This window comes from Hymenobacter sp. (genome assembly GCF_036387835.1).
In the GTDB taxonomy this organism is placed as follows: domain Bacteria; phylum Bacteroidota; class Bacteroidia; order Cytophagales; family Hymenobacteraceae; genus Hymenobacter.
Genome location: NZ_DASVSY010000064.1, coordinates 1 through 19,566 on the forward strand (window position 1 = coordinate 1; position 19,566 = coordinate 19,566).

11 protein-coding genes are annotated in these 19,566 nt (G+C 56.6%); 1 reads left to right on the forward strand and 10 read right to left on the reverse strand.

All coding sequences use genetic code 11. The annotated features are described in order from the left end of the window. Positions 1-122: 122 nt before the first annotated feature. On the forward strand, positions 123-890 hold the full coding sequence (locus VF639_RS11890) for a DeoR/GlpR family DNA-binding transcription regulator (protein WP_331146124.1): 768 nt from the start codon (positions 123-125) through the stop codon (positions 888-890). Between the two features lie 329 nt (positions 891-1,219). Here the strand turns inward: VF639_RS11890 and VF639_RS11895 are convergent, their stop codons facing one another. The 10 genes from VF639_RS11895 to VF639_RS11940 all read right to left on the reverse strand — a co-directional run bounded on the left by VF639_RS11895 (position 1,220) and on the right by VF639_RS11940 (position 19,530). Continuing rightward, positions 1,220-3,265, reverse strand: coding sequence for a glycoside hydrolase family 127 protein (locus tag VF639_RS11895; protein ID WP_331146125.1), 2,046 nt, complete (start codon positions 3,263-3,265; stop codon positions 1,220-1,222). 307 nt (positions 3,266-3,572) lie between these two features. After that, positions 3,573-5,417, reverse strand: a complete 1,845-nt coding sequence (locus tag VF639_RS11900; protein WP_331146126.1) for an NPCBM/NEW2 domain-containing protein — start codon at positions 5,415-5,417, stop codon at positions 3,573-3,575. Between the two features lie 241 nt (positions 5,418-5,658). Continuing rightward, positions 5,659-7,350: a family 43 glycosylhydrolase gene (locus VF639_RS11905; protein WP_331146127.1), complete on the reverse strand. Its 1,692-nt coding sequence runs from the start codon at positions 7,348-7,350 to the stop codon at positions 5,659-5,661. Positions 7,351-7,697: 347 nt separating this feature from the next. Continuing rightward, entirely contained in the window at positions 7,698-9,794 is a 2,097-nt protein-coding gene (locus VF639_RS11910; protein ID WP_331146128.1) for an alpha-L-arabinofuranosidase C-terminal domain-containing protein, read from the reverse strand. A 174-nt stretch (positions 9,795-9,968) separates the two neighbouring features. Continuing rightward, entirely contained in the window at positions 9,969-11,669 is a 1,701-nt protein-coding gene (locus VF639_RS11915; protein ID WP_331146129.1) for a sodium:solute symporter family transporter, read from the reverse strand. A 157-nt stretch (positions 11,670-11,826) separates the two neighbouring features. Continuing rightward, complete coding sequence (araA, locus tag VF639_RS11920; RefSeq protein WP_331146130.1) at positions 11,827-13,317, reverse strand: L-arabinose isomerase; 1,491 nt, start codon at positions 13,315-13,317, stop codon at positions 11,827-11,829. A 193-nt stretch (positions 13,318-13,510) separates the two neighbouring features. Beyond that, the gene (locus VF639_RS11925; RefSeq protein ID WP_331146131.1) at positions 13,511-14,212 is read right to left on the reverse strand and encodes an L-ribulose-5-phosphate 4-epimerase; all 702 of its coding nucleotides are present in this window, start codon (positions 14,210-14,212) and stop codon (positions 13,511-13,513) included. Next, positions 14,209-15,954 (reverse strand): ribulokinase, encoded by a 1,746-nt coding sequence (locus tag VF639_RS11930; RefSeq protein WP_331146132.1) that lies wholly within the window; start codon positions 15,952-15,954, stop codon positions 14,209-14,211. Before VF639_RS11930 ends, VF639_RS11925 begins: the two co-directional genes overlap by 4 nt. A 138-nt stretch (positions 15,955-16,092) precedes the next feature. Further along, on the reverse strand, positions 16,093-17,145 hold the full coding sequence (locus tag VF639_RS11935) for an aldose epimerase family protein (protein ID WP_331146140.1): 1,053 nt from the start codon (positions 17,143-17,145) through the stop codon (positions 16,093-16,095). Positions 17,146-17,751: 606 nt separating this feature from the next. Beyond that, positions 17,752-19,530, reverse strand: a complete 1,779-nt coding sequence (locus VF639_RS11940; RefSeq protein WP_331146133.1) for a family 43 glycosylhydrolase — start codon at positions 19,528-19,530, stop codon at positions 17,752-17,754. Positions 19,531-19,566 lie beyond the last annotated feature (36 nt).

The window sequence follows — 19,566 nt, forward strand, 5'->3', positions numbered from 1 at the left end:
TCCTGTGTCAGCACGCGAGATGCTGCGGCTGCGCCTCTGCAGGACAGTTGCTTTTAGGCAGACGGCATAAGCAAATACACGTCATCTGCCGCGAAATCCACTGTAATGAATACTTTTGTTTGATGACTCCTTCCAGCACCCACAGACACCAGCTTATCCTGCAACGCCTGCAAGACCAGAAGCACGTTGATGTCCTCGATCTGTGCGAGGAGTTGAAGGTTTCGGCGGTTACGATTCGGAAGGATTTGAAACTACTGGAAGAGAAAGAGCTTCTCTTTCGCACTCACGGCGGCGCGTCCCTTGAAAACCCGTACATCAAAGACCGGCCCGTCAACGAGAAGGAACTGCTGTATGTGGACGAGAAAGTTCGCATTGCGGCGGCGGCGGCGCAGCTTATCAGCGCGCAGGAAGCGGTAATTATGGCCTCGGGCACAACGATAGTGGCTTTGGCCCGCGCCCTCCCTCCTCACCTTCCCCTCACGGTCATTACATCGGCGCTGAATGTGGGCCTGGAACTGCTGCACCACCCCGAAATTGAGGTACTGCAGCTCGGTGGCTATTTGCGCCACAGTTCTTCGTCGGTTACCGGGCCGCAGGCCGAGCAAGTGCTGGCTGATATTTCCTGCCAGAAGCTTTTCTTAGGCGTCGATGGCATCGACCTGGATTTCGGCCTTACCACCACCAACTCCGGCGAGGCTCACCTCAACCAAGCCATGCTGCGCGCCGCCCAAGAAACCATTGTGTTAGCCGACTCCTCGAAATTCGGCAAGCGCGGCTTCGGCCGTATCTGCGGCCTCGACCAAGTCCACCGCATCATCACCGACCAAGGCATTTCCGCACAGGACGCCAAGCGACTAGAGGAAAAAGGTATTGCGTTGACTATTGTGTAAACTAAGAACTGGTTAGAAGTATTTGAGATATCATGCTGACAACAACAAGTATTGGGCTTAGTGACATCAGAACGATGTAGAGACGCGACACTTCGCGTCTCGTCGTTGAACGAGCGGAGCTGTGCATCCTTAACAACGTCAGCAACGCCGAGACGCGAAGTGTCGCGTCTCTACAACCGGCTAACGAAGCGGTAGAAATTCTTCCTCTCGTCACAGCATAACAGACGCAAGTCGTCAGCTATTATCAACCATCTTTAGCCCCTGCTCAGCTGAGTTGGGAAACTAGCTCTTTAGGCTTCTAAGCTTAGCACTGACAGCTTAGGAAACCACTACTTCGCTACTATCTTCTCTTCAATTTTCTGCGTGAGCAGGTCGACATCGGTGATTTTTGAAGGAAACCATACGGTCATTTCGCCTTTGCCGCGGTTGGCCCACGCGTAGTAGGGAATGGCGGTTAGGGTTTGCTGCACGGTGCTGATGGCGTTGTTGGCGGCGTCCACTTTCACGACGGGCACGGTGGCGGTTAGCTCGATGATGCCGTTGAGCACGTCGGGCTTGAAGGCGGCGGTGAAGCTAGTGGAGGCCGGCACGATGATGTTGCTGGTTTTGCCGGCGTTGTCGGTCCATTCGGCGCAGTACATGAGGGGGCCGCGCTGGAGGGCCACTTTGCCGGCATCGTCGCGGACGTTGGGGTTGGCTACCACTTGGCGCACTTCCATGGGCAGGGCCACCTCTACTACATCGTTTTTGCGCCACTTGCGGGCCAGCACGGCGTAGCCATTCTTGACGGTGTAAGTCAGCGGCTTGCCGTTTACCTTGATGCTTACTTGCTGGCTGGAGGGTGCGGCGAAAGTGTAGAGGTCTGATGGCAAGGCCTCGTTGCGGGCCCAACCGGGGAGGCGCACCAGCAGGTTGAAGTCGGCAGCGGCTTTGGGGTCTACCGTGAACTTCAGGTCGCCGTTCCAGGGGTAGTTGTTTTGCTGCGTGATACGAACGGGCTGCTTCCGCACGTTCAGGTCGGTGCTGCCGTTGATGAACAGGTTGACGAACACGTCGTTGTCTTTCTGCGCGTACACATAGCCCGGCAACGACGGGAAGAGCCGCGCCAGATTGGTGGGGCAGCACGAACACTCAAACCACCCTGCCCGCGCCGGCTCCGATTCTTTAAAGACGGCGCTGTTCTTGATTTGCATGGCATTGGAGTAGAAGAAGGACTTACCGTCCAGCCCGACCCCGGAAATCAGCCCGTTGTAGAGCACTTTCTCCAGCACATCGATATACTTCGAGTCGCCGTGGAGCTGGAACATGCGCTGGTTCCAGTACACGTTGGCGACCGAGGCGCAGGTTTCGTTGTAGGCCGTCGTGTTGGGCAGCTCGTAATTGCCGCCGAACCGCTCCCCGCCCGGCACGGCGCCGGTGCCGCCCGTCACGTAGAGCTTCTTGCTCACCACGTTGTTCCAGATGGAGTCCACGGACGCGAGCATGCGTTTGTCGCCGGTCAGGGCGGCTACGTCGGCCATGGCCGAGTACAGGTATTCGGCGCGCACGGCGTGGCCCACCGCTTCTTTTTGCTCGTACACCGACTTGTCGTCCTGCCAGTACGAGCCATTTTTCCACGGGTCTTTGCTCTTGGGATCGTAGCCGGTATACTTGCCGCGCTGTTCCAGAAAGAACTTGGCCGTGCTTAGGTATTCCGGTTTGCCGGTTACGCGGTAAAGCTTCACCAAGCCCATTTCCACTATCTCGTGGCCGGGCGCGACGCTGCGCTTGCCGGGGCCGAACACCAAGCACACCAAGTCGGCATTCTTCAGGGCGATGTTGAGCAGGTTTTTCTTACCGGTGGCTTCGTAGTGCGCTACTGCCGACTCGTAGAGGTGGCCGGAATTGTAGAGCTCGTGGCTTAGCTCCCGCTCCTTTTCCCACCGGGCGTTGCCGGCCCACGCGTGCGGATGCGCCGGGTCAATGGTGCGGGCCGTGTAGAGGTAGCCGTCGGGCTCCTGCGCCTTGCCCACTTTCTCAATTAGCGCATCGATATAGCTCTCCAGCTTTTTATCGGGATACAAGCTCAACGAATACGACGCACCCTCAATGGTCTTGTAGATGTCGGTGTCGTCGAAGGGAAAGGTGGTGGCGAACTTGCCCGACTTGGCTGCGGCCATCTCGAAGTTCTTCACCCGGTTGGTGGCCTCGCAGCGCTCAAACGAGGCGGGAATGGTTACGTCAGTGTTGGTTTTCAGGCGCGGCAGCCAGAAGTTATCGGCCAGCTTCACCTTGGTGAAATTCACTGCCTGAATCGGGTAATCGGTGCGTTGCTGGGCGGTGGCGGTGGTTAGCGTACCGGCTAATGCCGCAAGCAGGAATTTGGAATGTAGCATAGTTCTTGGGGCCGGGGGTTGTTCTTACATTTTTAGCCCGCAGAGGGCGCAGAGGGTTACGCTGAAGACGCAGTGTTCTAACGGTACAAGCTAAAACTTATACTGCACTTACTTCCTAATGCTGTAGTCTGCTTCGCCGTTCACGCAGAGCCTCACCCCCTAGCCCCCTAACTAGCTTTAGAAGAGCTAGTCTGGCTATCTAACTAGGAATCTACTGTTTAGAACTAGTTCCCCCTTTCAACAATGTCGCGCATCAAGCGAGGAAGGGGGCTAGGGGGGAGGCTCCGCGTGAACAACCTAACCGCACCTACTTCTTAGCCGATATCCGGTATAGGCCGGCGCCGTGCCGACGGATGAAAGGTGCAAACTCGCCGGTGAACTCCCCTACCGTTTTGCCGGTCCACAGATTGCGCACGGTGCAGGCCGACGAAAAGCCAAGTTGCTGCAAAGGCACCACAACGCGCGACGAATCGGACGGAGCAGGTGTGTAGGGATTCTTCGTGAAGATCAGGCAGTTGATGGTGCCGCCAGTGTTTTGGTTGACGGCGGCTTTGTCAAGACCGGCGGTGGTTTTGAACCGGGTGTACCCGGCGGGCAAGTCGTATTCGATCAGCGAGTTGGAATGCGTTCCGATGCCATCCGGATAGGTTTTGCCACCCACAGAAAGCTCGCCGCCCGATACGCTCTTGTTGACCGTAGACTTCCCCCAACCCGCCGATGCCTCTTTCCAGGGAATAGCACTCAAGGATACCGTTTTGCTGCCGTTGACCAGCGTGGGCGCCAACCAGTCGGCGTGGTCCCAACCGGTGTCGTCGCCGCCGTTGCGCACGTTTAAGTAGAGCTTAGTTACGCCGGTGATGTCGATGTCGGCGGTTTTACTTTGGTTGGGCGTTTGGCGGGTAATCAGGCCGCTCGACCACGCGGCGGCACTTTCGGGCAGCAACTCCTGGTCTTGGGCGTTGAAGACGGCCAGGTACTTGTCGCCGGTTTTGGGGTCGTCGGCGGTCCAGGCTACCAAGTCGTTTTTGCGGAACAGCTGGCGGTTTTTGGTGCTGCTGCTGTGCATGGCCAGCACTTCTTTGTTGGTCAGCAACGAGAGAGTGAAAGCATCGTTACTCGGCAAGTCGCCGCCGAACATCAACGGCGAACGGAAGATAGACCACAACGACATCAGGGTGTACTGCTCGTCGTGGGTGAAGCGCGTCATCCGGTCGTCGCCGCGCTCGGCCCGGATGCCAAGCCGGCCCATGGGCAGCATATCGGCATCAGGCCACGCCCCCGTCATACTATACGGCGACCACCGGTTGCACACCTCGAAGTGCTCTTTCAGCTGCTCCCAACTGTCCCAAAAGTCGCCGACGGTGCGCCACATGTTGGTGTTGGCTTGCACGTGCTTGGCATTGGCAATCGGCGTTTCACCGGGCGAGGTACTCAGCACAATCCGGCGCCCCGACAAGTCGATGGCCTTCCGAATCATTTCCACTTCCGGCGCGTGGTACGGCGACGACAAATCATCGACTTTCACGAAATCCACGCCCCACGAGGCGTAGAGCTTGAACAACGAGTTGTAGTACTCCTGCGCGCCCGGCTTGCCGGCCACCACCGTGTACATGTCGCGCAGCCAGGTCCCCTGCCCTTCTTTGGTGTAGATATCGGCGGCCGTGGCTTTGCTGCCGAGGATGGGCAGCTTGCGGTTCACGGCCACTACCGGCACCCCGCGCATAATGTGAATCCCGAACTTCAGGCCCTTGGCGTGCAGGTAGTCGGCCAGCGGTTTGAAGCCTTTGCCCCCGGCGGCCGAAGGAAACCGGTTTGGCGCCGGAGTAAAGCGCCCATACTGGTCGATATTGAAATCCGGATCTTTCTCGTTGTAGCCGTGTGCGGTGTCGTTGCCTACGTACCAGCGAATATCCACCACCACGTAGTCCCAACCGCTGCTCTTCAGGTTTTTAGCCATGTAATCGGCATTGGCTTTCACCTCGGCTTCCACTACGGTAGGGCCGTAGCAGTCCCAACTGTTCCAACCCATAGGCGGCGTGGCAGCCCACTGGTGAAAGTCGGTTTTAGCGGCGGTTTTGGTTTGGGCCATGGCCGGTGCAGCCGCAGTGCCTAACAGCGCAGCCGACACTACCGACTTGTGCAAAAGATTCATAAGCAACAGGTTTTCAGCAATGTAATAAAGAACGTCATGCTGAGCGAAGCCGGAGGCGTAGTCGAAGCATCTCGCGTGCTGATGCAGAAGTAGTAACTAAATTTACCATTCTAGCGAGATGCTTCGACTACGCCTCCGGCTTCGCTCAGCCTGACAATACCATTGCAACATCAGCACGCCAGATGCTCCGGCTTCGCGGACGCCATATGCTCAGCATGACGTTCTTATGGTAGGCAGTCCTTTAGTGGAAATCTACTTTCTGCGTAAATATCCCTTGCGCGCTGCTTATCCGCACCATGTACAGTCCTGCTGGTAAACCCGTTTCCACTGGCAACTCGCGCTGACGAGCATACGTCCGTTTGTAGACCTGCCGGCCGACGGCATCGGTAAGTGTCACCGTTACGTCGCCGCTGGAAGCTACTTCTCCTAACGCTACCGTGAACTGCCCGCCGGACGTTGGGTTGGGGTACACGCTGATTTGACTGGATGAGGCGCTAGTCGTAGCCAGGGCCGTACGAGCGGCCGCGGCCGGCGCAATAGTCCACCGCTGGCAGTTGTTGGCCAGGTAATCGTAGAGCGCGAGCTGTGTGCCCGCCGTAGCCGAGCAGCCCGGCACCTCTACCACCCGGTTGCCATTCACCGACGACAGCACATAGCTGCCGGTGTTGGTTCGCTCGATTTTGAATTTCTGACTGGCCCCGCCGGTGTAATTGTTGAGTTGCAGCTTACCGCCGTTGTTGGGGTTGTTGGCTGCTACTTCCACGCTCAATCCGGCGCCGAGCACTGAGTTGATGCGGTACTCGCCGTTGCCCACGGGCACGAAGGTGAACTGTTGGCAGTTAGCGCCTGTTTTGTCGCCCTGCGACACCATTTGAAACTGTGCCCCCGTGCACCCCCACGCATCCCACGATTTTGCCGTGCTTACGTTGGTGAGCGTGTAGCGGCCCGTTGGCAGCCAGTCGCGGGTAATGAACGGCCAGTTGGCGCCGTCCCAGCCCAGGTTGCTTACCGAGAGGCGAGCCCGACCGTTTTGGTTGGAATCATAGTAGTGGTGGGTGAAGTAATTGGCGCCATTTTCTACGAACAGCCCCGCGTGACCCGGCCCCACGTAGTTGCCGGAAGTAGCAATGAGGGTAGTGCCGCCGTTGCGGTACAAATCAACCCCACTCTTGTCTAGGTAAGGGCCCGTAACGCTGGTTGAGCGGCCCACCTGAATATAGTAGGTGCTGCTAGAGCCCCGGCAGCAGGCGCCTTTGTTGATGAACAGGTAATAGTAGGAACCGCGCCGCACGATGTAGGGTGCTTCGCTGCCGCTGCTGCCGCCGCCGTTACCGGCTATCCAGTTGAAGCTGGTGCCGGAGCGTTTGCCCGTAGTGCCATCCAGCTTGATGATGCCCAAACCCTGAAAAAACGACCCATAGGTCATCCAGAGCCCGCCGCTGGCATCCGTCACAATGGCCGGATCGATGGCGTTGATGGCGCTGCCGCTGCCGCTCGATACCACTTCGCCCTGATCCACCCAATTGTAGTTGGGGTTGGCCGGGTCGAGCGTGACGTTGGTAGCCAGGCCGATGGCCGACACGTTAGAGCCAAACGTGGAGCAGGAGTAGTACAGATAGTACTTCCCGTTGCGGTAAATGCATTCCGGCGCCCAATACTCGCCCTGGAAGTTAGGTACCCGCCCCGCAATCCAGGAAGGCCGGCTACCGTTAAACACCGTGCGCGAGCCGGATTGCCAGTTGACCATGTCGGTGGAATACATGGCATAAATGTCCTTGCCAGTCGTGAAAACCCAATACCGGTTGCCGTCCTTGATGATGCTCGACGGATCGTGGCAGTTGTCGTTGCCTTGCAAGGCGTATGCCTGTGGTTCGGCCAGCAGTGTCAGTAGCACCAGTAGCACGGCCGCGCCCAAACGCTGGCTGAAGTGCATTGCTGCAGTGCGGCAGCTCACTGAACCGACTCCAGCAAAGCATCTTTTCAAGGCTGTAGCAAGCCTATAGGTAGAAGTTAAAGATTCTTTCATAAATGTGGGAATTGGTTGGTGGAAAAATGAAGTGGGAGGAAGTAGTGAGGTATGAAATCGATTGTGTACTAGACTACAAAAAAGGTTACAGCTTCTGAATAAGCTGTAAATGAGGGGATTTAATACCACACAAACGATTGTGCACCTTTGTCATAAATAACCCCTTTGGCTAAAGGGGTTATTGATATAATTAAATAAACAAAAAAGCGGAGTAGCTAGCTAGGCTACCCCGCTTAATGTCAAAATTATGTTGCTTAGCGCTTACCCGGAATCCGGAGCACCGTGAACGAATTCGGAGCCAGCGTATAGCTTACCGTAGCAGATGATACTTTGAACTGCTCTTCCTTCGGAGCCAGCTTCATGGGTTCATTCAGGCTATTCACCGCCTGCAAATCATTGCTGGCTAACACAATGGCCTTGGCTGTTTTGCCCATGTTCTTCACCCCGGCCAGGTTTAGCTTCACCGGCCGCGCTTCCGTGGAATAGTTAACCAGCTTCACGATGATGTCGCCGGCTTTGTCATCGGCCACCGAGCTGACGAATAGGTTATCGGTGCCGTTCTTGGCATTGCCTGGCATTTGGACGGGGAGCATAGTCGTGCCCGCGTTGGTGCTGTACATCTTCTGCACGTAGTAGTTGGGCGTGCCGTACGACTTCAGGTTGTCAAACCAAATCATGTCGGGCGTCCACTGCCAGGCATCTACGTGCGCGAAGAGCGGGGCGTACGACGCCATCTGTACTACGTCGGCGTTGCGCTCCAGACCCGTCATGAAGGCGGCCTCCGAAATAGCGCAGTCCCAACTGTTCTTGTTATCAGGGCTGGCAATGGCTACGCTTTGGGCAGCATACTCACCGGCGAAGATTTTCGGACCCGTGCGCGGATAGTTGTCGTAGCGGCCCACGTTTTGGCGGAACCACTCGGGCTTGGCGTAGTAGTGCTCGTCTATAAACTCGGCTTTCAACACGCCTAGGCGCTTGGAAGCCGCCTCAAACAGTGGCCCGTCCGGGCTCGGGCCCGCGCTGCTCACAATTTGCATGTCGGGGTACTTGGTTTTGATGGCCTTGGCAAATGGCTCGTAGCGCTCCAGGTACTGCGGGCCCCACTGCTCGTTGCCGATACCAATCTTTTTCAGGTTGAACGGCGCCGGGTGGCCCATTGCGGCCCGCTTGGCACCCCATGTGCTGCTAGTCGGGCCGTTCGCAAACTCAATCAAATCCAGAGCGTCCTGAATAAAGGTTTGCAGCGTCGGCTCTTCGGTCACGGCCTGCGCGTTGCTCGGATTCGGCCCCGAAGCGCTGAGCGGAGCCAATTCCGCGGAGTTGAACTGACAGGCCATGCCTACGTTGAGAATCGGCAGCGGCTCGGCTCCGATGTCCTCAGACAACTGGAAATACTCGAAGAAGCCCAAGCCAAACGACTGGTAGTAGTCGGGTGTGAACTTGTGGTTGAACTCGGTGTTCCAGCGGTTGATCAGCGGTACGCGGCTAGCCACGTCGCCAATGGTTGACTTCCACTGGTACCGTTCTTTCAAGGTCCGGCCCTCCACGATGCAGCCACCGGGAAAGCGCAGGAAGCCGGGCTGCATGTCTTTGAGCAGCTGCACCAGGTCGGTGCGGAGGCCGTTTTCGCGGTTCTTCCAGGTGTCTTTCGGAAACAGCGACACCACATCGAGGTCCACCGTACCGGCACCTTCCATCGTAATTTTCAAGCGAGCCCGCGGGGCGGTAGTGGTAGGCTTGATGACGGCGGTGTATTTTTTCCATTCGCCGGTGAGGCCGGTGATTTTGGTTTGCCCTAACACAGCTCCTGAAGGTGGCGCCTCTGGCCCTGCTCCTCTCGTGCCTTGCTGCTCTAGCGTGATGTTGAGGCCGCTCACGTTGCCGGGTCCCTTGCGGGCATATACCGTGAACGTGTACTCGCCGCCCTGCTTCACACCCATGCCGCGGAAGCCTTCGTTCAGGAAGCCTGCCTCCGGACTAGCCGTAGCGGCCGTCATGCGCAGGAAGTGGTTGTTGGTGGCGCTGATGGGGTTTTGGCTGGAAACCACATAGGTTTCTAGGGCCGCAGCGCCCCGAATGGCGCGCCAGCCAATGAGGTGGTCATCGGTTTCAAACGACTTGTTTTTCACCAGCTCCGGGTACAAACCGCCGTCGGCGGCGAAGTTGATGTCCTCGAAAAACAAGCCGTACATCGTCTTGGCGATGGGCGCACCGGGCTTGTTTACTTGCACCGTGATGGTGCCTGACGCGGCAGTGCCCTGCGCCAGTGCGGTGTTTCCTGCAACGGTGCCAAGAAACACCATGGCGGACACAATCGATTGTGAATTAAGAAGCCTACGTTTTGACGTCATGTGCGGGAATTTAAATATGCCGTAGCGGGGAATTACTTTATAAACTGGATTCCGCAGAACAGTTTGCAGAACCACTACGCGTGTGGCTAGACCTGGCGGCTAGTCGTGCGCCGAGTAGTGGTCCTACGAAACCCAACGGGTCATTCGCAGGACCACTCACCAGACAACGAATTTCTACCAGAATTTAGCGTACAGCGCCGTTATCAGCAACAGCGTGATAACAATCAGCGACATAGTTTGGCCGCTGACCTTGAACATGCCAGGGTCCAGGTTGATAGACCGGGGATTGATGGCCGGGCCAGCCAAGCTGATGGCCACCATCAGAATGACGGTGAAGGCAAACGACAAGCCCATGCAAATCAGGAACGGGATTTCATAGGCGCCATGGCCGTTGGGGAATGCCGTGTAAAGCAGCGTTTCGTTGCCGAAAACGCCCACCGCGTAGTTGTTGAAGAACACCGACAGCACGAAGCCCGCCAGGATGCCCACAACCCCGGCCGTAGCGGTGGTGCGCTTCCAGAACATACCCATCAGGAAGATGGCCAGGATACCGGGCGAGATAAAGCCTGTATACTTCTGAATGAACTGAAAGCCACCCTCGCCGCCAATGCCGAGCAAGTCTTCCCACGTGAGGGCCACGCCCATTATCACGGACGCGAAAATAGCTAAGCGGCCCACCCACACCTGCTTTTTCTCGGTAGCGTCTTTGTTGATGTAGCGCTTGTAGATGTCGAGGGTGAAGATGGTGGAAATCGAGTTGACCTTACCGGCCAGCGAAGCCACAATGGCCGCCGTCAGCGCCGCCATCGAGAGGCCTTTCAGGCCGTTGGGCAAGAAGGTGAGTACTGCCGAGTAGGCGTTGTCGGAGTTGAAAGCGCCAGTTGAAGACATTTCCTGCTGTAGTTCGCCGTTCTTGAATAGTACGTAAGCGGCAATACCAGGGAGCATTACAATTACCGGCATCATCAGCTTCAACATGCCGGCAAACAAGATACCAGTGCGGGCAGTGTGCAGGTCAGCACCGAGGGCGCGTTGCGTGATGTACTGGTTGCAACCCCAATAGTTCAGGTTCACAATCCATTGGCCGGCGAAGTACATAGCAATGCCAGGCAGAGCTATATACTTATTTATGTCCTCCTGCGGCGTATTCGGTCCCGGTTTGGGGAAAATCATCTTGAAGTGGTCACCGGCATTGTCAATCAGGGCCTTGAAGCCCGAAATGGCGCCGCCACCCAAGCCAAACTTGGTGCTTACCACGTCCAGCGCAATGTAGGTGGTCACCAAACCACCAATTACCAGCACCACTACCTGAATTACGTCGGTGTAGCCTACCACTTTCATACCGCCCAACGAAATGAGCAAGGCAAACACGGCCAGCGCTACCATAATCAGGTGGAAGCTGCCGCCCCCAATCAGGTTGCTGATGGCCAGCGCCCCTAGGTAGAGGATGGACGTCAGATTAACCAGAATGTAGAGGAACAGCCAGAAGATACTCATAATCAAACTCAGCGTGGTGTTGTAGCGCTGCTCCAGAAACTGCGGCATCGTGAAGATTTTCTCTTTCAAGTAAATCGGCATGAAAAACACCGCCACAATGATGAGAACAATAGCCGCCACCCACTCATACGCCGCCACGGCCACGCCCACGTTGAAGCCCGAACCCGACATGCCAATGAACTGCTCGGCCGAGATGTTGGAGGCAATCATGGAGGCGCCAATGGCCCACCAGGTTAGAGAGCCTTCCGCCAAAAAGTAGTCCTTGGTGCTCTGCTCGGCCTTTTGCTTACTCTTGTAGACGTAGTACCCGTAGGCGGAAACCCCCACGAGGTAGAACAGGAAGACAAGAATGTCAAGCGTGGTAAGATTGTTACGCATGAGTTGGATTCAGGGAATGTGGGAGGTTAAGAGAGAATGAGAGCTTAATTTTAGTGAGAATTTCTAAGACAAAATGAATACCCTCCCCGTTTTTAAACTTATAGGGAGGATATTCTTTTGAATTTTTCGATAACTACTCAGCTATAACCGGCTTCAACTAGCGGCCACCGAAGGCTACCTCGTTGTAGCGCAGCTCGTTTTTGAAAGTGCGCAGCTTGGTATCGGCGTCGATGATAACGTATTCGATGCCAGCCATTTCAGCGAAATCCTCCAGGTATTCGGCCGTGAGATTCTGGCTGAAACCCGTGTGGTGGGCGCCACCCGCCAGAATCCAGGCAGCAGCGCCGGTAGCCAGATCGGGCTTCACCTTCCAGAGCACACGGGCTACGGGCAGGTTTGGCAAATCTTGCTCGGGAGCCACGGCCACTACTTCATTTACTATCATGCGGAACCGATTGCCCATGTCTATGATGGTGGCATTGAGGCCTTCGCCAGCCGGGCAGTTAAATACCAAACGCACCGGGTCAGCTTTGCCCCCAATGCCGAGCGGGTGAATCTCGGCGCGCACCTTGCCCTCAGCAATGGTAGGGCAGATTTCCAACATGTGCGAGCCGAGCACTTGGTTGTTGTTGGGCGCGAAATGGTAGGTGTAGTCTTCCATAAACGAGTTGCCGCCGGGCAGCCCCGCTCCCATCACCTTCATAGCCCGCACCAGCGCCGACGTTTTCCAGTCGCCTTCACCCCCAAAGCCGTAGCCCTCGGCCATCAGGCGCTGCGTGGCAATACCGGGCAGCTGCACCATGCCGTGCAAGTCCTCGAAGGTATCGGTGAAACCTTTGGCCTTGGTGTCCTGCAAGAACTTGCGCAAACCAGCCTCGATGCGGGCCGCGTCGCGCAACGCCTCGCGCTGGCTGCCGCCGTCCTTCAGCGTGTCGGCCAGCTCGTACTCCTGCTCGTAGGTGGCTAGTAGCTCGTCCACCTGCGCGTCGGTTATGGCATTCACCACGGCCACCAGGTCGCCGATGCCATACGTGTTTACGGAGTAGCCGAATTTGATTTCCGCTTCCACCTTGTCGCCTTCGGTTACGGCTACGTAGCGCATGTTGTCGCCGAAGCGGATAAAGCGGGCGCCCTGCCAGTCGGCCCACGCTGAGGCCACGCGGGCCCATACGCTTAGGCTCTGGTGCACGGCGCTGTCTTGCCAATGGCCCACAATCACCTTGCGCTTGATACCCATGCGAGCCCCAATGAAGCCAAACTCCCGGTCGCCGTGCGCCGATTGGTTGGTGTTCATGAAGTCCATGTTGATATCCGCCCACGGAATGTCGCGGTTGAATTGGGTGTGCAGGTGGGCCAGCGGCTTTTGCAGAATCTTCAGGCCGTTGATCCACATTTTGGCCGGCGAGAAGGTGTGCATCCAGGCAATCAGACCCACGCAGTTTTCGGTGGTATTGGCTTCCTGCATCAGCTTGTAAATCTCCTCCGGGCCAGTCAGCACGGGCTTGTATACAATCTTGATGAGTAGTTGCGTGCCTAGTTCGGCGGCAATTTGCTGCGAGTGGGCGGCTACCTGCTCCAGCGTTTCAGGGCCGTAGAGGTGCTGGCTGCCCGTGATAAACCAGGCTTCGTATTGGGAAATGTCAATCATGATTTTTAACTGTTAGCTATTGGCTTTTAGCTTTTTTTGTTGAATGGTTTAAGCCTCGCGCATTGTTGCCGATGATGTAACACCAAGCTCCAGCTTGGTGCGTCGTTGCTGACTGCCGCGCCCCTACCAGATCAGGCAACGCGCCGTTGAGCGGCTCCGGTCGTTCAACGACTCACCAAGCCGGAGCTTGGTGTTACTGGCCGTAGTAGGAATTGGCGCCGTGCTTGCGCTCGTAGTGCTTGCGGATAAGGGCGTCTTTCAGGCGCGGTACTTCGGGGCGTAGGGTGCAGCTTAGGTAGGCGAGGCGAGCTATTTCTTCCAGCACCGCGCTGTTATAAACGGCTTTTTCCACGGTGCTGCCCCATGTGAACGGGGCGTGGTTGCCAACCAGTATCATCTCCACTTCAGTGGGCGAGATACCGCGCCGCTCGAACTCCTGGATGATCTGCCAGCCGGTCTGGTGCTCGTAGTCGCCTTGAATCAGTTCGTCGGCCATGGGCGGCGCGCAAGGCACGTCGGTGGTGAGGTGGTCGGCGTGGGTGGTGCCCAGGATGGGAATATCGGTTTGGGTTTGGGCCCAAGCCGTAGCGTAGGTGGAGTGCGTGTGCACAATGCCGCCAATGCTTTCCCACTGCTTGAAGAGCAGCGCATGCGTCTTGGTATCCGACGACGGGCGCTTCTCCCCTTCCACAATGTTGTTGTCGAAGTCGACAATGACGATGTCCTCGGTCCGCAGCTTCTCGTAAGGCACGCCGCTCGGCTTGATGGCGAAAACGCCCTTGGCCCGGTCTACTACGCTGGCGTTGCCAAAGGTGAACAGCACCAGCCCAAGCTTGGGTAGCTGCATGTTCGCCTCGTAGCAGTATTGCTTCAGGTCCTTGTACTGGCTGCTCATGCGGTGGTAATAGCGGGTGTTTCGGTTTCGAAAACAGGCTTCTCGGGCTGGCTGGCAGTAGCGGCTTCCACAAATTTGCCAAAGGCCTGGTACTGCTCGTAGCGGGCCTGGTAGTCGGTCACGCGGGCGGGGTTGGGCTCGTAGGTTTCGGCAAAGCCGCTACCCATAGCCCGCTGTGCCGTCAGCACATCAGAGTGGATGCCAGCGGCCACCGCCGCGTACATGGCCGCACCCAAGGCCGGCGCTTGCTCGGAAACGGCAATCTTGATCGGGCGATTGAGCACGTCGGCCAGGGTTTGCATCACGAACTGCGACTTCTTCGCCACGCCCCCGATGCCAATTACCTGCTTCACCGGAATGCCTTCCAACTCGAACCGCTCCACAATTTGCTTGGAGCCGTAGCAGATGGCCTCCACCAGCGCCCGGAATATCTGCGGGGCGTTGGTCCCCATGGTTAGGTTCATCATGGCGCCCTTCAGCGCTTGGTTGGCATCAGGCGTGCGGCGCCCGTTCACCCAATCCAGCGCCAGCACCGCCGACTCTTCGGGGTTCACGGCGGCGGCGGCCTTACTTAGCTCCACCAGCAGCATGTCGCTCATTTCGTCGCGCAGGGCGGCTTGCAGTTCGGCATTGAGCACCTTGGAGTGCGGCAATACATTATGTAAGGGCCACTCCACAATCTGACGGAACCAAGCCAGCAAGTCGCCGAAGGCCGACTGACCGGCTTCCAGCCCCAACATACCCGGAATTACCGAGCCGTCGACCTGACCGCAAATACCAGCTACTAAGTGGCTGCCAACTTCGGCCGTAGGCGCTACCACAATATCACAGGTGGAAGTACCCATTACTTTCACCATCGAGTACGCTTCAATCTCGCCGGCTACCGCACCCGCATGGGCATCAAAGCTGCCCACGGCCACTACCGTGTTGGTGGTTAAGTTAAGCCGCTCGGCCCATTCGGCGGAAAGGTTGCCGGCCACTTGGTCGGCGGTGAAGGTTTCTTCGAACAAGCGGCTGCGCAGACCAGCCAGCTTCGGCTCCAGGTGCGTGAGAAATTCTTCGGAGGGCAGGCCGCCCCAACTCTCGTGCCACATGGCCTTGTGACCAGCAGCGCAACGGCTATGCTTGAAGGTAGCCAAGTCGGCGCCGGTGAGCAGCAGCGTCAGCCAGTCGCAGTGTTCCAGCCAGGAGTGTGTGGCTTTCAATACGGCCTCGTCTTCGCGCACTACGTGCATGATCTTGGCCCAAAACCACTCTGAGGAATAGATACCACCTTCGTATTTGGTGAAATCTTCGCCGCCCCAGGTACGAGCCTTCTGATTGATTTCGGCAGCTTCCTCCAGGGCGGTGTGGTCTTTCCACAACACGAACATGGCGTTCGGGTTGTTCTCGAAGCCTGGCGTGAGGGCCAGGGACACACCTTGCTCGTTCACGGGGCCGGGCGTAGAGCCGGTGGTGTCTACCGCAATGCCTACTATTTGGTTGGCTGGCACATGCGCTACCACCTTGCGGACAGTAGCCTCCAAGCCTTCAATATGGTCGAGAGGATGCTGGCGGAATTGGTTGCGGGCAGGGTTGCAGAATTCCAGCTTTTTCCAGCGTGCGTAGTAGTGCACGGCCTGTGCTACTTCGGCTCCGGTGTGGGCATCTACCAGCAAGGCGCGCACCGAGTCGGTGCCATAATCGACCCCAATGACGTAAGCCGCCTGTGGGTCGGAAGTTGCTGTTTGAGGGGTTTGCACGGAAAGTGAAATGGTGAAATGGTGAGATAGTAAAATAGTGAGGTAGTGAAATGGTGAGTTTGATGGGTTGCTTGCCTTAACTGCGTAGTGCGCGGATAAAGCGTCAAACTCACTATTTCACCATCTCACCATTTCACCTTATTTGCGGACGCCGAACTTGTAGATCGTCGTTGACTTCAAAGTGTCGCCGGGCTTCAGGATGGTGCTCGGGAATTTGGGCTGGTTAGGCGAATCGGGGAAGTGCTGCGTTTCCAGGCAGAAGCCGGCGTTTTTGCCATACACAGTGCCGCCCTTGCCTTTCAAAGTGCCATCGAGGAAGTTGCCGGTATAGAACTGGATGCCCGGCTCGGTGGTGGTTACTTCCATGGTGCGGCCGGTGGCGGCATCATACACGGTAGCGGCGGCGTGCATGCCGCTCGGGTTGTTGAGCACCCAGTTGTGGTCGTAGCCACCGGGCACCTGCCCGATACGCTCGCCAATAGTGTGAGGCGTCGTGAAGTCGAAGGGCGTCCCTTTCACCGGGCGCAATTCGCCGGTCGGAATCAGGGTGGCGTCTACTACGGTGTAGCGGTCGGCGGGCAGCGTTACTTCGTGGCCCAAAATGTCTTTGCCCGCGCCATGGTTGAGGTTGAAATAGGCGTGGTTGGTGAGGTTGACGGGCGTCGCCTTGTCGGTAGTAGCCGTGTAGTCGAGACGCAGGGCGTCATCGTTGGTGAGCGTGTAGACCACTGTCACGGCTAGGTTGCCGGGGTAGCCTTCTTCGCCGTCTTTGCTGTTATAAGTCAGCTTCAGCGTCTGTCCGTCAGGCGAGGTGCCGGGCTCGGCCTGCCACATCACTTGGTTGAAACCCACCTTGCCGCCGTGCAACGAGTTCGGGCCGTTGTTTTTAGCCAGCGTGTATTCCTTGCCATCCAACGTGAACTTGCCGCCCTTGATACGGTTGCCATAGCGCCCAATCAGCGCCCCAAAATACGGGTTCGACTTGCGAAACTCGGGGCTCTGATAGCCGCTCACCTCATCGAAACCCAGAATAACGTCGCCCATCTTGCCGGCCTTATCAGGCACCATGAGGCTAATGAGCGTGCCCCCAAAGTTGCTGATGGTGGCGCGTACGCCATGGGCGTTGGTGAGCGTGTAGAGTTGCGCTTCAGCGCCAGCAGTGGTTTTGCCAAAGGCAGTGGTAGTAGGCATAGCAGCAGCGGCAGTTTGAGTTGAATCGGTGGCATTCGCTCCACTTTTACCTTCCGTTTGGGTGGCGGGTTGCTGATTGCAGGCGGCCAACGCCAACCCGGCGGCAATACTGCCAGCAAGCATACCGGCACGGTTGAAATTTGTCATGGGCAAGGTAGAAAGCGGGAGTTTAAGAAGTGTGGTGGATGAAAAGTAGGTTTAAAACAGCCAGCCTGAAGCATTTTGACTACTGACCGTTGTGACGGCAAACAAGGGATACTTGTTTGTAATTGAAAGCATTATGCAATTAGTTAGCAGATAAAATCTACTTGCACTGCAGCTTAATTAAGAAATTTGCCTGTAAAGTAGAAATTCCCCGGTAAGCGCACAATCGTTTGTGCGTTTATGAAAGTGGGCTTGGCTAACTCAGCAAGCAGAAACTTCCTGCCAGAGCCTATTTCCTTCTTGCTGATTCATGATCCAGTGGGTAGCTGATATTTCTTACAGGTAACTGTAAGTTGAAACGGTTTCCAAGTCCGGGTAAACTATAAAGTTCACGCTACTGATTCCTGCTTGTTCTATCCAGGAGTCCGCTTTAAAACTTTAGTTGCCGAGCCTGACTACATGCTACAACACGCTCACTTTCTGCGTGAATGAAGCATTACCCTGTCGTACCTGCACTTGGTAGATACCCGGTTGCAAGCCTGCCTCCACCGCCAGTTTCACTTGGTGGGCCTTGAACGCCTCACGGTATACCACCCGGCCCTGCACGTTGTATACCACCACGGCCGCAGCGTCGGCCGTACTCCGGCTACCCAGGTCCACTGTGAAGCTGCCTCGCTCGGCCGGCACTGGATAGATGCTAACATTGGCCAGCTTACGACTGGAGGCAGTGGCTAGTGGTGCCAGGAAGGTTGGATACCAGTGCTGGCATAAGCAGCCGTTGTAATCGTAGAGTGCCAACTGAGTGCCGGGGTTAGAGGAAGCAAACGGTACTTCCACCACCCGATTACCATTCACAGAGGCAAACACTAAACTTCCGTCGCTGGCTTGGTTTAAGTGGAATTGCTGGCAGCTTAGGTTGGTGTAAGTGCCTAATTCCAACGCCGCACCATTGGCACTTGAGCAAGTAGCTACCCCGACGGTCAGACCACCCAAGGCACTTGCAATCTTGTAGTTGCCGTTGCCGAGCGAGGTAACGTCCCACTCCTGGCAGCTGCCGCCGGTGCGGGTGCTCTGCGTCACGGGCTGGCCGGCCGCGCCAGTGCAGCCCTGGGCCTGCCAAACCAAACTGTTCATGCCTGGCGCGGTGGCAATACTATAGCGCCCCGATGCCAACCAGTCGCGGCTCACTACCGGCCAGCCGGTTGCATCCCAGGTCAGCTTGGCAATGTCGAGCTTGGAATTCCCATTGTCTTCGTAATCGTAGTAGTGGTGCGAGAAGTAGCTCACGCCATTTTCCTCGAAAATGCCCGCGTGCCCCGGTCCTATGTACCGCCCCGACGTGCTAAGCAAAGGTGACCCGCCATTATTGTTCAGATTCAACCCGTTTTTGTCGACGAAGGGTCCGGTTGGCGACGTTGAGCGACCTACTTGAATGCGGTAAGTTGTGCTGTTAGCTCGCTGGCAGCAAGCGCCACGATTAATAAACAAGTAGTAGAAGCCATTATACAACTTTACATAGGGCGCCTCCGGATAGCTGTTATTCACAAAGGCCGGGTTGTTGGCCACAATGGTCTGCGGAGTGTTTACTCCATTGAGAGGCTTACCGGTAGCAGGGTTGAGTTGCATTACGGCAATACCCCCATAAAACGAGCCGTAAGTAAACCACAGATTGTTGTTCGCGTCCCGGTACAAGGCCGGGTCGATAGCATTAGGAGCACTATTATTGGCCGTACCGTTAGCGTTAGGCATCGATGAAACCACTTCGCCCTCATCTACCCAGTTATAATTAGGATTGGCGGGGTCGAGTGTGACGTTGGTAGCCAGCCCAATGCCTGAGCGTTGAGAGCCAAACGTGGAGCACGAGTAGTAGAGGTAAAATTTGCCGTTCATGAAAATGCACTCCGGCGCCCAATACTCATTCACAAACGCCGGAACCTTGCTGGCAATCCAACTGGGCCGAGTGAAGGTAGTGAACACCGACTGGGAATTGGTCCAGTTGATAAGGTCAGTGGAGTACTTGCTGCGGACGCCTTGCCCGGTGTAAAACACCCAATACTTGTTGCCGTCTTTGATGATGGTGGACGGGTCGTGGGCCCCGATATTGCCTTGCTGTGCCCGCACCGGCCCACCCGCGTAGGCTAGCAGTACAAACAACATTACCACCCGAACCAGGCCTTGCCCATTGGCAAGCTGCTTGGCACTAAAACAATGGGCAACTTGACAAAGAAGAAGTGCCAGCATATAATTGAAAGTAAAGTGCTTGTTGTTTGTGGTACA

Bases quoted from the DNA above. Each gene is read 5' to 3' on its own strand.
- VF639_RS11905 (WP_331146127.1), bottom strand. From the start codon at position 7,350: ATGCACTTCAGCCAGCGTTTGGGCGCGGCCGTGCTACTGGTGCTACTG.
- VF639_RS11925 (WP_331146131.1), bottom strand. From the start codon at position 14,212: ATGAGCAGCCAGTACAAGGACCTGAAGCAATACTGCTACGAGGCGAAC.
- VF639_RS11900 (WP_331146126.1), bottom strand. From the start codon at position 5,417: ATGAATCTTTTGCACAAGTCGGTAGTGTCGGCTGCGCTGTTAGGCACT.
- VF639_RS11935 (WP_331146140.1), bottom strand. From the start codon at position 17,145: ATGCCTACTACCACTGCCTTTGGCAAAACCACTGCTGGCGCTGAAGCG.
- araA (WP_331146130.1), bottom strand. From the start codon at position 13,317: ATGATTGACATTTCCCAATACGAAGCCTGGTTTATCACGGGCAGCCAG.
- VF639_RS11915 (WP_331146129.1), bottom strand. From the start codon at position 11,669: ATGCGTAACAATCTTACCACGCTTGACATTCTTGTCTTCCTGTTCTAC.
- VF639_RS11940 (WP_331146133.1), bottom strand. From the start codon at position 19,530: ATGCTGGCACTTCTTCTTTGTCAAGTTGCCCATTGTTTTAGTGCCAAG.
- VF639_RS11890 (WP_331146124.1), top strand. From the start codon at position 123: ATGACTCCTTCCAGCACCCACAGACACCAGCTTATCCTGCAACGCCTG.
- VF639_RS11895 (WP_331146125.1), bottom strand. From the start codon at position 3,265: ATGCTACATTCCAAATTCCTGCTTGCGGCATTAGCCGGTACGCTAACC.
- VF639_RS11910 (WP_331146128.1), bottom strand. From the start codon at position 9,794: ATGACGTCAAAACGTAGGCTTCTTAATTCACAATCGATTGTGTCCGCC.